Origin of the sequence: Kordiimonas pumila, from assembly GCF_015240255.1 — a bacterium.
Taxonomy (GTDB): domain Bacteria; phylum Pseudomonadota; class Alphaproteobacteria; order Sphingomonadales; family Kordiimonadaceae; genus Kordiimonas; species Kordiimonas pumila.
The window spans coordinates 3,316,971-3,329,398 of record NZ_CP061205.1; the positions used below are offsets into that span (position 1 = coordinate 3,316,971).

The 12,428-nt window shown below is 50.0% G+C and carries 15 protein-coding genes; 4 read left to right on the forward strand and 11 right to left on the reverse strand.

The annotated features are described in order from the left end of the window. Window position 1: 1 nt before the first annotated feature. Window positions 2-1,201 carry a potassium/proton antiporter gene (locus tag ICL80_RS14650; RefSeq protein ID WP_194213479.1) on the reverse strand — a complete coding sequence of 400 codons (1,200 nt, stop codon included), beginning with the start codon at window positions 1,199-1,201 and terminating at the stop codon, window positions 2-4. 98 nt (window positions 1,202-1,299) lie between these two features. Next, window positions 1,300-2,502 carry a glycerate kinase gene (locus tag ICL80_RS14655; protein ID WP_228073582.1) on the reverse strand — a complete coding sequence of 401 codons (1,203 nt, stop codon included), beginning with the start codon at window positions 2,500-2,502 and terminating at the stop codon, window positions 1,300-1,302. Between the two features lie 131 nt (window positions 2,503-2,633). On the opposite strand from ICL80_RS14655, the gene ICL80_RS14660 reads away from it, so the two are divergent. Next, on the forward strand, window positions 2,634-2,981 hold the full coding sequence (locus ICL80_RS14660) for a GFA family protein (protein ID WP_194213480.1): 348 nt from the start codon (window positions 2,634-2,636) through the stop codon (window positions 2,979-2,981). A gap of 15 nt (window positions 2,982-2,996) precedes the next feature. On the opposite strand, the gene ICL80_RS14665 is transcribed toward ICL80_RS14660, so the two are convergent. The 5 genes from ICL80_RS14665 to ICL80_RS14685 form a co-directional block, all read right to left on the reverse strand. Continuing rightward, entirely contained in the window at window positions 2,997-3,125 is a 129-nt protein-coding gene (locus ICL80_RS14665) for a DUF2474 family protein (protein ID WP_194213481.1), read from the reverse strand. Beyond that, window positions 3,125-4,126 carry a cytochrome d ubiquinol oxidase subunit II gene (cydB, locus tag ICL80_RS14670; protein ID WP_194213482.1) on the reverse strand — a complete coding sequence of 334 codons (1,002 nt, stop codon included), beginning with the start codon at window positions 4,124-4,126 and terminating at the stop codon, window positions 3,125-3,127. The genes ICL80_RS14665 and cydB overlap by 1 nt, the downstream gene beginning before the upstream one ends. After that, window positions 4,119-5,534 carry a cytochrome ubiquinol oxidase subunit I gene (locus tag ICL80_RS14675; protein ID WP_194213483.1) on the reverse strand — a complete coding sequence of 472 codons (1,416 nt, stop codon included), beginning with the start codon at window positions 5,532-5,534 and terminating at the stop codon, window positions 4,119-4,121. Before ICL80_RS14675 ends, cydB begins: the two co-directional genes overlap by 8 nt. A gap of 108 nt (window positions 5,535-5,642) precedes the next feature. Continuing rightward, window positions 5,643-6,245, reverse strand: a complete 603-nt coding sequence (locus ICL80_RS14680; protein WP_194213484.1) for an isochorismatase family protein — start codon at window positions 6,243-6,245, stop codon at window positions 5,643-5,645. A gap of 58 nt (window positions 6,246-6,303) precedes the next feature. Next, the gene (locus ICL80_RS14685) at window positions 6,304-7,131 is read right to left on the reverse strand and encodes a pirin family protein (protein WP_194213485.1); all 828 of its coding nucleotides are present in this window, start codon (window positions 7,129-7,131) and stop codon (window positions 6,304-6,306) included. A 111-nt stretch (window positions 7,132-7,242) separates the two neighbouring features. On the opposite strand from ICL80_RS14685, the gene ICL80_RS14690 reads away from it, so the two are divergent. The 3 genes from ICL80_RS14690 (at window position 7,243) to ICL80_RS14700 (ending at window position 9,537) form a co-directional block, all read left to right on the forward strand. Continuing rightward, entirely contained in the window at window positions 7,243-8,139 is an 897-nt protein-coding gene (locus ICL80_RS14690) for a LysR family transcriptional regulator (protein WP_194213486.1), read from the forward strand. A gap of 61 nt (window positions 8,140-8,200) precedes the next feature. Continuing rightward, complete coding sequence (locus tag ICL80_RS14695) at window positions 8,201-8,392, forward strand: hypothetical protein (RefSeq protein WP_194213487.1); 192 nt, start codon at window positions 8,201-8,203, stop codon at window positions 8,390-8,392. Window positions 8,393-8,619: 227 nt separating this feature from the next. Further along, window positions 8,620-9,537 carry a fumarylacetoacetate hydrolase family protein gene (locus tag ICL80_RS14700; RefSeq protein WP_194213488.1) on the forward strand — a complete coding sequence of 306 codons (918 nt, stop codon included), beginning with the start codon at window positions 8,620-8,622 and terminating at the stop codon, window positions 9,535-9,537. Between the two features lie 13 nt (window positions 9,538-9,550). On the opposite strand, the gene ICL80_RS14705 is transcribed toward ICL80_RS14700, so the two are convergent. The 4 genes from ICL80_RS14705 to ICL80_RS14720 form a co-directional block, all read right to left on the reverse strand. After that, on the reverse strand, window positions 9,551-10,309 hold the full coding sequence (locus ICL80_RS14705; protein WP_194213489.1) for a GntR family transcriptional regulator: 759 nt from the start codon (window positions 10,307-10,309) through the stop codon (window positions 9,551-9,553). A 142-nt stretch (window positions 10,310-10,451) separates the two neighbouring features. Then, on the reverse strand, window positions 10,452-11,105 hold the full coding sequence (locus ICL80_RS14710; protein WP_194213490.1) for a VOC family protein: 654 nt from the start codon (window positions 11,103-11,105) through the stop codon (window positions 10,452-10,454). A gap of 78 nt (window positions 11,106-11,183) precedes the next feature. Continuing rightward, window positions 11,184-11,783, reverse strand: coding sequence for an NAD(P)H:quinone oxidoreductase (wrbA, locus tag ICL80_RS14715; protein WP_194213491.1), 600 nt, complete (start codon window positions 11,781-11,783; stop codon window positions 11,184-11,186). Between the two features lie 29 nt (window positions 11,784-11,812). Beyond that, complete coding sequence (locus tag ICL80_RS14720) at window positions 11,813-12,283, reverse strand: SRPBCC family protein (RefSeq protein WP_194213492.1); 471 nt, start codon at window positions 12,281-12,283, stop codon at window positions 11,813-11,815. Window positions 12,284-12,428: the final 145 nt, after the last annotated feature.

Below are 12,428 nucleotides of genomic sequence, written 5' to 3' on the forward strand. Positions count from 1 at the left end.
GTTATTCTTTAGGGGTATCTTTTTCGGTTACCCCAAATATGTGCGCCGCACCAGATACGGTCCAGCCCTGCAACACAAGCGATGCCACCACAATAATAAAAACGATATTAAAGAACTGCGGTGTTAGTGGGCCGGGGCTAATAACCGGAATGATAGCAAGGAAAATAGGCACTGCGCCGCGCAAGCCGACCCAGCCAACATAAAGCTGTTCTTTTGTGGAAAAGCCAAACGGCGCGAGGCAAGCCATAACAGCAAGGGGCCGTGCGAGGAACATAAGCACAGCCGCCATCACAATACCGACCAGCAACACCTCTGGCAAAGCGCTGGGGGTTACAAGCAGGCCTAGCATGACAAACATGGCAATCTGTGCAAGCCACGCCAGCCCTTCGTGAAAATGGATCAAGCCTTCGTGGGCTTTTTCTGAATAGTTGGCAACCACAACGCCGTAAAGGTATATGGCAAGGAAACCGGACCCGCCAACAAGGGCAACAAGCGCATATGTAAAAAGACCCGCCACCAGAAAAAAGGGCGAGTTTAGCCCGCGCGGCAACTGCACCTTGCTGCTAATGCGCGACACAGCAACACCGCCCAAAACACCGCCCACCGCGCCCAAGCCTATTTGCTGAAAAAACAGCGGCACCGATGCAATGATGGCATCCCAGCTTAGTGGCAGGTCTGCATCTACCAGCCCGACAAACGTAACAGTTAGAAAGATAGCAATGGGGTCGTTCAAGCCAGATTCGATAAACAAGGTTTCCTTCAGCCGCCCTTGCAGTTTTACCCCACTCTGCGACAGTAGCATAAAGGTTGCCGCCGCATCGGTTGAGCCAACCACAGCCCCCAGAAGCAGGCCTTCCACCAAGGGGGCATCAAAAATAAGTGCATAAAGCACACCGACAATAGCGGCGGTTAACACAACCCCCACGGTTGCCAACACCCCTGCCGGACGTACTGCGGTTTTCAGTTCCGCTAATTTAATATCAAGCCCGCCAAATAACAGAATAATAGCAAGGCACACAGAACCAAGGCTGTAGACCAGATCAAAACTATCAAAATAAATCTGGCCGGGGCCATCTTCCCCCAGAAACACACCAAGCCCTAAAAACAATAGCAGGATGGGCGCCCGAACCTTAGCCGATACGGGCACCATAAGTATGCTGATAACCGCAATACCTGAGGTAAATAAAAGAAGCGATTCCATGAATACCACTGAAACTGAAGATTTAGGCTAAAATGACCACTGTTATTTTATGTGTGCCACATTTTCGCCTGCACGAAAACTCACAAATCTTTTAACAGCTATTTTTTTATGCCTAACTGATACCCAAGCCTGATCTGCCGGAAGCTGCGCTCTGATGCCTGCACCAAAGCACCCCGTGCATTCGCCATCGCCGCATCAACACCAATATCTTCTGTATAGGCACTTTCCAGACAGTCGACCCCGTGCCGGTACACATCCACCGCGCATGCTGCCACCTGCCCGCCAATCGCCACAACAGGCATGCCCAGTTCTTTAGCGGCCTTTGCAATACCAACCGGCGTTTTACCAAAAACCGTCTGGCTATCGATAAAGCCTTCGCCTGTAACAACCATATCAGCCGCACCAATTTGGTCTTTAAAATGAATGGTCTCAATAATCAGTTCTATGCCGTGTAGCAACTTTGCGCCCAAAAAAGCATGCAGCGCCGCGGTAACCCCGCCGCCCGCACCCGTACGCGGCAGGCCCGCAATCTCTATACCTGCCGTTGCCGCAATACATTCAGCATACTGCCGAAGGCTTTTATCCAGCACTGCGATATCAGCCTCTGTCGCACCTTTTTGCCGGCCAAACACCTCAGCAGCCCCCAACGGGCCACACAGCACATTATCTACATCGCATGCCGCGACAAACTCTATGACGCGAACTGCCTCCCCTATTTGGGAACAATCAATCTGGGCAATACGCCCTATATCTGCCGCCATCAATGGGGCTGCAAGAGGCTGACCTGATTTATCCAGAAAGCCAACACCAAGGGCCTGCGCAAGCCCGACGCCGCCGTCAACAGTCGCAGACCCGCCAATGCCAATAATAATTTTTTGCACACCGCGTTTTACCGCATCAAGGATCAGTTCCCCTGTGCCAAAAGTCGTGGCCTGCATAGGGTTTCGTTTATTTTTGGGTATCAGTGTAAGGCCGGAAGCTGCGGCCATCTCAATAATAGCTAACACGCCGTCATGTGTAATACCGTACCCTGCAACAACAGGCGTGCCTTGCGGTCCTGTTACCTCTAGTTCTACCCTCTTGCCACCAAGTGCGGTGAGAACTGCATCGACCGTACCTTCACCTCCGTCAGCAACAGGAACGGCAATAGAGGTTGCACCGGGGAAGACATTTTTCAGCCCCTCCGCCACTGCATCAGCGGCCTCGATGGAGGAAAGGCTACCTTTAAAGGAATCCATCGCAATCGCTACTGTCAGGGGAAAGGTCATACTGTCATACCATTTGGTAAAATTTTCACTCATACAAAGCCTACCCCGCGCTTTCCCGCCTTGTCACGCAAAACAGCTACACCAGCTTCAAATTTTAAGGAAAGGCTCGACAATTTACCAAAACAGTTCAAGAATAATTCAGGATACAAAAACGGGGGAAAACCATGAAACACACAGGAAGCTGTCACTGCGGTGACGTACACTATGAAGTGGAAGCCGACATCAAGGATGTGATTGCCTGCAACTGTTCTATTTGTAGCAAAAAAGGCTATTTACTGTCATTTGTGCCAGAGGCAAATTTCACCCTCATCAAAGGGGCAGATGCAATATCAGACTATCAATTTGGTGCGCACAGAATTCATCACACTTTTTGCCAGAAATGCGGTGTTGCGTCCTTTAGCCGTGGCGCCATGCCAGATGGTACCAAAATGATTGCCCTCAATGTGCGCTGTATTGATGCTATAGACATAGCAGCCCTAGCGGTTAACCCCTTTGACGGTAAAAGCCTTTAAACTGCTTTGCACCCATTAGGGCGTAAGTACCAGTTTAAGGGCGCCGCCCACAAGGGCCAGAACCAGAACACTGGCAAACCACAGGCCAACAAACCACAGCAGCTTTTTAGAGGTGGAAGGGTGCTGTTTTTGTGTCTTTTGCATCAGTGATAGCCTTCCCCCGGTTTCATTTTACCCCTAAACACCCAGTAAGCATAAGCGGTGTAGCCCAGAATGATAGGTAGCAGCACAGCCGTGCCGACCAGCAAAAATAGCAAGCTTTCATCAGGGGCAGCTGCATCCCATATGGTTACCTCAAGCGGCACGATATAAGGGAATAGGCTGATCCCAAGGCCAATAAAACACAGCACAAACAGGGCTATCGCGGTTAAAAATGGCCTGTAATCCATTTTTGCACTCAAAAAGCGCCACAACATAAAGCCTGCTAACGCAACAGCAAACGGCACTGGTGCCGTATATAAAATGGCGGGCCAAGAAAGCCATGTTGCCATAAAGCGCGGATCAAGCGACAGGGTAGCCCCGCTAATAATGGCAATAAAAGCAACCGTTGCAACGCCTGTCACCCGTGCATAGCGCACTGCTTTTTCGCCGAGCCGCCCTTCGGTTTTCATCACAAGCCATGTAGACCCTAAAAGCGCATACCCTGCGATCAGGGCCAAGCCCGTCAGCATGCTAAACGGGGTTAGCCAGTCCCACCAGCCGCCTGCATATGCCCGGCCATCCACATCTACACCCTGAATAAAAGCACCTAGGGCAATACCCTGTGAAAAGGTTGCCGTGATAGACCCTGTCGTAAAGGCAAAGTCCCAAAAATGGCGATGGGCTGGGTCACGCCAGCGAAACTCAAAAGCCACCCCCCTGAAAATCAGGCCAAAAAGCATGGCCAGAATGGGCACATAAAGCGCTGGCATCAACAGGGCATAGGCCAGCGGGAATGTTGCAAACAAACCACCACCACCCAAAATAAGCCATGTTTCATTACCGTCCCAAACTGGCGCAACCGAGTTCATGGCCGTATCACGGTCTTCGTGTGTTTCCAGAAAGGGGAATAAAATCCCAAGGCCCAAGTCAAAACCATCAAGAATAACGTAAATCAGAATAGCTGTCGCAATCAGGAAAGACCATATCAGGGGAAGATCAAACATTTTTGGTCTCCTGTTTTTCTGTGTCATAGGCTGCAATTGGTGTAGTACCGGCTGCGCGTTGTGGCTTACCGCTTTCTGGGCCAGAGGAAGCGTTATCGGGGGTGCGGGCCATCAGCTTTAGAATATATAAAGTCCCTGCCCCAAACACGACAAAATAAACCACAGCAAACACCGCAAGCGATGTCGCAACAGCAGGCGCTGCAATCGGGGAAAGAGAATCTGCCGTTTTCAGCAAACCATACACCGTATAGGGCTGACGACCGACCTCGGTTACAACCCAACCCGCGAGCACAGCAACAAACCCCATAGGCCCCATAACAACAGCTGCCTTTTTCAGCAAAACCTGATCATAAAGGCTACCTATAAAACGGGCGCATAGGCTCCAGACACCAAGCCCAACCATTAAAAAACCAATAGCAACCATAATGCGGAAAGCCCAAAACACGATAGCTGTTGGGGGGCGCTCATCCTTTGGCCAATCTTTCAGGCCCTGAATTTCACCGTCTATATCATGCTTTAAAATCAGGCTCGCCATACCCGGTATTTCAAGTGCATATTTTGTTTTTTCTGCGTCATCATCTGGCCAGCCAAATAGAATAAGCGGCACTCTGGTACCTGTCTCATAGTGGCCTTCCATTGCCGCCACTTTGCGGGGCTGGTGCTCCAGCGTGTTCAGGCCGTGCAAGTCACCAGCAAAAATCTGTATAGGGGCAACAAAAGCGGCCATCCACAGCGCCATAGAAAACATAATCCGTGCTGGCTTGTTTGTTTTGTCTTTCAACAGGTGCCATGCCCCAACACCGCCAACAACAAACGCCGTGGTCAGGTAGGCCGCAAGTACCATATGTACCAGCCGGTACGGGAACGAGGGATTAAAAACAACAGCCCACCAATCAATAGGCACAAACTGGCCGACCTCATTAAAGGCATAGCCTGTCGGCGTTTGCATCCAGCTGTTCACGCTCAGTATCCAGAAAGCAGAAAACAGGGTGCCAAATGCCACCATAAGGGTTGCAACATAGTGAAGGCGGCGGCCCACCCGCTCCATACCGAACAGCATAATCCCCAGAAAACCAGCCTCTAGGAAAAAGGCTGAAAGTACTTCATATCCTAAAAGAGGCCCAATCACCGGGCCAGCCTTATCTGAAAAAACAGACCAGTTCGTGCCAAACTGGTAGCTCATAACCAGCCCAGACACGACCCCCATACCAAACGCGACCGCAAAAATTTTAAGCCAGTACCGAAAGGCCACCAGATAATTGTCGTTTCCGGTCTTTAACCAAAGCCCTTCAAGCACAGCAAGGTAGGATGCAAGGCCAATAGTGAAAGCCGGAAAGATAATATGAAATGCAACGGTAAAGGCAAATTGCGCACGGGCCAGAATTTCTGCTGTCAAAAAATCAACCATGCCGCGCTCTCCTTTACCGTCTGTTTATAGACTGTGGATTACAGCCTATAAGGCACAGTCCTTTCCGTAAAGTGGTAACAGTGTCGCATAGCCTTGGGTCATTCATACTCAAGCAGCGATACCTGCGCCGTATGCCGGAAAAACATCACTGAACAAAAGCGTTATCAGTTGCTGACCATTTGGTGATGACCATTCCTGCGCCACTTCGGCTATCAGTGTGTTTGTCGCGGTCAACACAACACCGGCATCATGCATGCGCGTGCGGGCAAGCTCTTCTGACAAATCCGTGGGCGAACCTGAGGCATCCATCACTGCCTGCACGGCAAAGCCTTCTTTCACAGCATCAATCGCCGGGAAAATAAGGCACACATCTGTTGTAACACCTGCCATAATCAGGTTTGTGCGGCCAGTAGCCTTAACGGCTGCCTTAAAAGCCGGGTCAGCCCACGCATTCACGATACCAACACGCTGTATGCGCTTCTCAAAAGCATCTGGCAAAATCTCAGCTAGTTCTGGCAAAACAGCACCTTGAACATAATCTTCCTGGCTGGATGTAATAACCACGGGCAGGCCAAGTATGCGGGCCATTTTTGCAAGCGCAATCGTTTGAGCCTTCACAAGGGCAACATCTAAATTCTTGATTAACTGCATAGTGCCTATCTGGTGGTCAATCAGGACAAGTGCTGTATTCTCGGGGGTAAAGTCAGTCATTTTCAACTCCTTTTTCATCATATTATGTCAACCTGTTCGAGGCCCGTTTTATATCGTTCTATATCGTGCCAAATTCGCCGCGGTTCAGGCTCTCCAGCCTGCCCTGCAATAATTCTGCGGATGCCATTGTAAGGGGGCCGTGCTGGAAAGCCGGCTGGTTCGTGCGCTTTCCTGCTATAATCACAAACCGCACATCGGCAGAAGCTCCCTTAACCACTAGCTGTTCGTTTTCCTCCGCCTTAAAAGCTATCGCTTGCTGCGCTTGCAGCTCTGGCCCGCCCATAAGTGTTGCTGTTCCTTCCAGCAGGATGATAAGGCCGCCCCACCCTGTGGGCACATCAAAGGCGCGCTCTTTATAGCCCGCAATGCGGGTTTCCTCGATCAGCACAGGGGCCGGTAACGCCTCCCTATCCCCGGCAAGTGTGGTGCCTTTAACCGCAACACGGCTTATCCAGCCTTCCCCCACAAGCGGTTCCATATCATCCTCTGGCACATGAAAAGCGGCAGGCGGGTCTAGCTGGTAAGCCTCTGGTATGTTGATAAAGATCTGCAAACCCTTAACCGGCCCCTTGCCGGGTATGGGAAACTCTTCATGCACAAGCCCGCGTGATGCCCTGCTCCAATGCATGGCACCCGCTGGTATTTCACACTGGTTGCCCATACTGTCCCGGTTGATAAAACCATTGCCGGAATCTTCAAACAGGTACGTAACCGCAGAAAATCCTGCGTGGGGGTGCGGCGGAAACGTGGGACCAGCCATTTCAAACCAGTCAACTTGCAAGACAGGGTCTGCCAAACCTGCAAAAGCCTGCCGTGAGTACTGCCGTACCTTAAAGTTTTCGCCGTGCCGAGCAGCCCCCGGCCTGTGTGGTGTTGAATATTGCATTCTGAAGCCCATGCCTTTGTCTTGAAAATAATTACAATATATCTATAATACACGTAAAATCAGGGCACAATTGCGGGGTTTTGGACAAAATTGTTCCATTAATGGGCTAATATGTATTCACTGGATGATCTTGCTTTATTCATTGCCATTGCCGAGCACGGTGGCTTTACTGCGGCCGCCAAAGCAGTTCAGCTTCCCAAATCTACAGTTAGCAGGCGCTTGTCAGACTATGAAGCCCGGCTCGGCATAACCCTGTTCCAGCGCTCCACACGGGCGCTATCCCTCACAAACGAAGGCATGAAGCTCTATCAGAGCGCAAAACCTGCTATTGAAGCCGCCCTTGCTATAGACCAAACCCTTTCGGAAAAATCTGGGAACCGCGCTTCAGGCAGGGTTAGCATTACAACAACTGCTGCCATGGGCCAGCATTTGGTGGCCCCGCATTTACCCGCCCTGCTTGATAGCTATCCAAATATTCAAGTAGAGCTGCGACTATCGGAAAACCGCATTAACATCATTAATGACGCTGTTGATATTGCGATTAGAATGGGCGAACTGGAAGACAGCGACCTGATGGCAAGGCGGCTCACCTCTATAAACCGCCTTGTTGTAGCCACGCCAACCTATCTGGCAGCAAAAGGCACCCCCCGCACCCCGCAAGACCTGATGCAACATAATTGCATTATCACCCGACAAGACCTTTCAGTATGGCATTTTCCCGGTGACCATACCATTCACATCAAATGGCAGATTGCTGCTGGCAACATGCTGGTTGCCCGCGACCTAACGCTCGCCAGTACCGGTATTTCCATTTTGCCAGCCATGTTCATAGAAGATGATCTCGCCGCCAACAGACTGGTTCCCATACTAGCTGATTATCCCCTTGAAAGCGCACCAGCGTGGATTGTGGCAACACGGCAAAAGCATCGTTCCCTTGCTGTCAGAACCGTGATGGACCACCTGATTACAGCTTTTGCACATCCGGCACAAAATCAGGCGCAAACCTAAGCACAACGGCACAAAATTTGGCACAAATGCAGGCACAGTGGCACACGTTTTGGCACAGATAATGGCACAAATTTCAGCCAAGCGTGGGCGCGGCAGCACGAATGGCGGAACACATTTTGCTACATCAACAGGCCAAATTCAGCCACAAAATGACGCGTCACACGCCCCTATGTGGCTCGTCGCAACACCCAAAGCGCACCCACAGCAGCAACAAATACGCATAAAAAACCGTTATACACACCCTGCTCGCTAGCCCCAATATTACATCCACTATTATGATGAAAATTACATTATATTACTATTTTTTGTCATATTTATATTGACTATCATAAAAAGTGGATCCATAAAGAGACGAACATTAACAAGAATTTTTACTTGGGGCACCCCTGATCTATGGCAAAGCCGTTATACATAGCCCCCCGTCATACATACCGCTGCCAACGGCGCAGCCACTAATAAACACAATTGAGGAGCCAAACCTTGAACAGTTCTTACCGGCTGGCCACGGCGATACACAACAACAAGCAAGCCGTTTTTGTTGAGCTTGATAATACCCTTTACACCCTTGACCACCTACTACTGGAGGAGGATAGAAAGCAGCTAAGCTACAAAAGCCCAGCAGACCTGATGCCATTGCTTGAGAATTGGGGATATTGGTCCATTATTCTGCCAAAACGCATTGAAGCGGCTATACCAGACACCGGCACAGCCATAAGTCCCAATGCAGTCACGTTTTGCGCCCCTGTCTTAAGCCCCAAAAAGCTTGTGTGTATCGGCGCTAACTATAAAGATCATATCGCGGAAATGAATATCCCGATGCTGCCTGATTATCCCTATTCTTTTTTCAAGCCTGCCACCACAACGCTGCGAGGTTCTGGCGCGAAGGTTTCTATTCCGTCCGTTGCAAAAATGGTAGACTGGGAAGCAGAACTTGCTGTTGTGATTGGTAAACACGCCAAAAACGTACGTGCAGCAGATGCCCTTCAGTATATTGCAGGATATTCAAACCTGAATGACCTATCCGCACGCGACTGGATCGCAAAACGCCCCCCTGTTGGTATAGACTGGGTACGTCACAAAGGCCACGATGGTTTCGCCCCAATGGGACCCTATTTTTTACCGGCGAAATTTGTGCCTGACCCGCAAAACATGTCTGTCAAACTGTCTGTAAACGGTGCAGTCAAACAGCTCTCCAACACTGGCCAGATGGTGTTTGGTGTTGCCGAGATTATTGAGCACCTTTCCAGCATTTTCACCCTTGAGCCCGGCGACATAATCGCAACAGGTACACCGGCAGGCGTTGGCCACGGGCGGGATCCGCAAGAGTTCCTCGCAGCGGGTGATATAGTAGAAATGGAAGTAGAGGGGCTTGGCGTACTGATAACCGAAATGGCCTAGAGTAAAAGAAATTCTAGGCTTTTTCGCCCATTGCAGCCGCTGCAGTAAGCGCAAATCGCAGGCTTTCGCGAATTCTTGATGTATCATATTCAGGCGCAAGGGCTGCCAGCAGCTCTAGCGCTGTGCGGGCAAGATGACGGGCTGCAAGCTCGGCTGCCTTTGAGGCATCACGTGCTGCCATCGCCTCAAAAATTTCCCTGTGTTCCACTTCTCCGCGCTGCCACCAGCCCGGGAAATGTGCACCCTTATATGCAGACTGATACCGCTCACTCCGCAGTTCAAGCGCCTCAAGGTCTGCAACAAAAGCAGCTCCGGCTTCAGCAACCACCAGGCTGTGCAGGCGGCGATGCAGTTCAATCCAGGTTGTGAAAGATGAATGGGATTCGTCGCCCTCAAGAGCCTCCAGTAACGCGCTCAATTCAGCGACATGCTTATCGGTCATACGCTGGGTGGTTAGCACAACACCAAGGCTTTCCATCATAATACGCTTCATATAAAGCGCCTCAATGTCTTTTGGGTCAAAACCTAGAACACGGTTCCGAAAGTTAGGCTCTGCACCAACAAGGCCACCTTCCTGAAGCATCCGTAAAGCTTCACGTACAGGTGTGCGGCTAACACCCAGTAATCTAGACAGCTCAACCTGTGACAACACTGTGTTCGGCGCCAGTCGTCCACTCAAAATCAGATCCCTGATAATATCATGAATTTCAACGACAGCGCGGCGGCCGTCAGTTTTTTCAAGCGGTGTAATCAGGTTTGAATCAAGTTTCATAGCGTGCGAATTTATACTAAAAAGATGAATGAAAAATATGTAGCCTGATGTCGTGGTAAAACGGCATCAGCACATATACCCTAGGTATAACGGATAACAGCAGTAATTCACCCCGCCCCTCTCAGTCAAGCAAATATCATGGCTAAAGTGGGCACACAAAAGGGTATCGCGGTACCAGACCATAGAAATTCAACCTTCCCGACACACTTGAAGCGGCATAGATTTCCCTAAAGAAATTTCCATAAAAATGGCGAAAGTACTCAGCTATCATCAGCTTTTTTTTAAGTGTTGAGGGTGGCCGCGCAAACTTTTTACTCATATGCCCCATACCTTCTTGGTCACCAAGCTCAAAGCCCCAGCTGTATCCACCTTTAGGATTAGATAGAATTTCCCAGCAATTGTCATCGGCATCCCAGAAATAGAAGCAATAAGTACCATGCTGCACAACTGGTTTAGTGATTTTTTTCAAATGCCATTTTTCAGCATCGCGTGTAACCACTGCGTAAGCCGCATCCACATCAGCCTCTGTTTCAACATCAAGACCATTATGGTTCAGGAACGGCATTTCCTGCTTTTCTTTGCCAGTGCTTTTCACAACCACAATAACCTGATCGCCGCCCATTCGCGCCCAAAATGAAATTTTAGCCATCTGAACAACTTCAAAACCAAGAAATTCTTCAAAAAAGCGGCGGGTGAACTCAATGTCTCGACACTCTAAGGTCGCGTGTGAATAGAAATTAAGCGCAAGCGCGGGCTTTGTCGCTGCCGTTGCCGGATTAGATGCTACCGTACCCATTTTTGATCTCCCCATCAAAGCTGACAAGGCCCCCTTGTCAGGACAATCATTTCTTCAAGCCAAAATACCTTGGCCAATCTAATCAAATAGTTTGGCAGCTGTTTTTGCCACCAGTTCCCCTTGATGGCGCGCACCTGCCAGTTCATTCTCGCTTGGCATACGCGACCCATCACCGCCCGCTATTGTTGTCGCGCCGTAAGGGCTACCTCCGGTAATTTCATCAAGCCTCATCTGCCCCTGAAAGCTATAAGGAAGACCAACAATCGTCATGCCCAAATGTAAAAGGTTCGTAATAATCGAAAACAAGGTGGTTTCCTGGCCGCCGTGCTGCGTCGCTGTTGAAGTAAAAGCCGCGCCAACTTTGCCGTTCAAAGCACCGCGCTGCCACAAACCACCTGTTTGATCGAGAAAAGCAGCCATCTGCGACGCCATCCGGCCATACCGTGTTGGTGAACCCACAACAATACCGTCGTAGCCAGCCAGTTCATCGACCGTAGCAACAGGGTGCTTCTCATTTGAGCGAAAGCCCGCTTTTTCAGCTACCTCCTTAGGCGCTGTTTCAGCAACACGTTTAATATCGACTATTGCGCCAGCAGAGCGGGCGCCTTCAGCAATAGCTTCAGCAACCAATGAGGTGTGACCGTAGCTTGAGTAATAAAGCACCAGTATTTTAGCCATAATAAATTCCTCTTATAACGAGACAGATTTTATACGATGGTGCCGTCCTGCACCAACTCACGCACACGGTTAAGCGTAGCCGCAACCGCACCCACATATGCACCGCGCATCCCCTCGCCCTTCGCACGCTCTTCTTCAGAGCCCGGCTTGGTGCCCGGAAAAGTAAGAGCAAATGTAAAGGTAAGCATTAATCCTGCTTCAGATTCGCTGATCGTGTTTTCAATAAAGCCTTCGCTCGCCCCCTTGCTATCAACCCGTGTGAAGTGCACCTGCACCGGCGCATGAAACGTGATAAATTCCCGAAATGTGTCGCCTGCAAAGGTAATCTCGCGCAGTAAAGTATTATCTTTACGCTCAAGAACATCACACTGGGTCATTCCCTTCACAAAGGGTTTTGCATCTGTCGCTTTCATTTCCAGTCCGCGCCATACCTGATCCCGCGTTAATACGGGTTGTGCACCAGCCGGGTTAATAGGAATAGTGTATGATAATGCAAACATAAGGAACTCCCTCTATTGTAACCTTTGCTCAAGACAACGGGCCGCCACACCGCAGCCACACAAAGCCTTTTATGGCATTACAATATGTTAAAATTAAGTGGATACACTTTTTGCATTGTCTTGCGCGCCTGTCAAGGTAATTCTA

Excerpts from the sequence above, each read along its gene's own strand:
- ICL80_RS14675 (WP_194213483.1), bottom strand. The coding sequence starts at position 5,534 with ATGGTTGATTTTTTGACAGCAGAAATTCTGGCCCGTGCGCAATTTGCC.
- ICL80_RS14710 (WP_194213490.1), bottom strand. The coding sequence starts at position 11,105 with ATGGGTACGGTAGCATCTAATCCGGCAACGGCAGCGACAAAGCCCGCG.
- ICL80_RS14680 (WP_194213484.1), bottom strand. The coding sequence starts at position 6,245 with ATGACTGACTTTACCCCCGAGAATACAGCACTTGTCCTGATTGACCAC.
- ICL80_RS14660 (WP_194213480.1), top strand. The coding sequence starts at position 2,634 with ATGAAACACACAGGAAGCTGTCACTGCGGTGACGTACACTATGAAGTG.
- ICL80_RS14690 (WP_194213486.1), top strand. The coding sequence starts at position 7,243 with ATGTATTCACTGGATGATCTTGCTTTATTCATTGCCATTGCCGAGCAC.
- ICL80_RS14665 (WP_194213481.1), bottom strand. The coding sequence starts at position 3,125 with ATGCAAAAGACACAAAAACAGCACCCTTCCACCTCTAAAAAGCTGCTG.
- ICL80_RS14695 (WP_194213487.1), top strand. The coding sequence starts at position 8,201 with ATGGCACAAATTTCAGCCAAGCGTGGGCGCGGCAGCACGAATGGCGGA.
- ICL80_RS14685 (WP_194213485.1), bottom strand. The coding sequence starts at position 7,131 with ATGCAATATTCAACACCACACAGGCCGGGGGCTGCTCGGCACGGCGAA.
- ICL80_RS14720 (WP_194213492.1), bottom strand. The coding sequence starts at position 12,283 with ATGTTTGCATTATCATACACTATTCCTATTAACCCGGCTGGTGCACAA.
- cydB (WP_194213482.1), bottom strand. The coding sequence starts at position 4,126 with ATGTTTGATCTTCCCCTGATATGGTCTTTCCTGATTGCGACAGCTATT.
- ICL80_RS14705 (WP_194213489.1), bottom strand. The coding sequence starts at position 10,309 with ATGAAACTTGATTCAAACCTGATTACACCGCTTGAAAAAACTGACGGC.
- wrbA (WP_194213491.1), bottom strand. The coding sequence starts at position 11,783 with ATGGCTAAAATACTGGTGCTTTATTACTCAAGCTACGGTCACACCTCA.
- ICL80_RS14650 (WP_194213479.1), bottom strand. The coding sequence starts at position 1,201 with ATGGAATCGCTTCTTTTATTTACCTCAGGTATTGCGGTTATCAGCATA.
- ICL80_RS14655 (WP_228073582.1), bottom strand. The coding sequence starts at position 2,502 with ATGAGTGAAAATTTTACCAAATGGTATGACAGTATGACCTTTCCCCTG.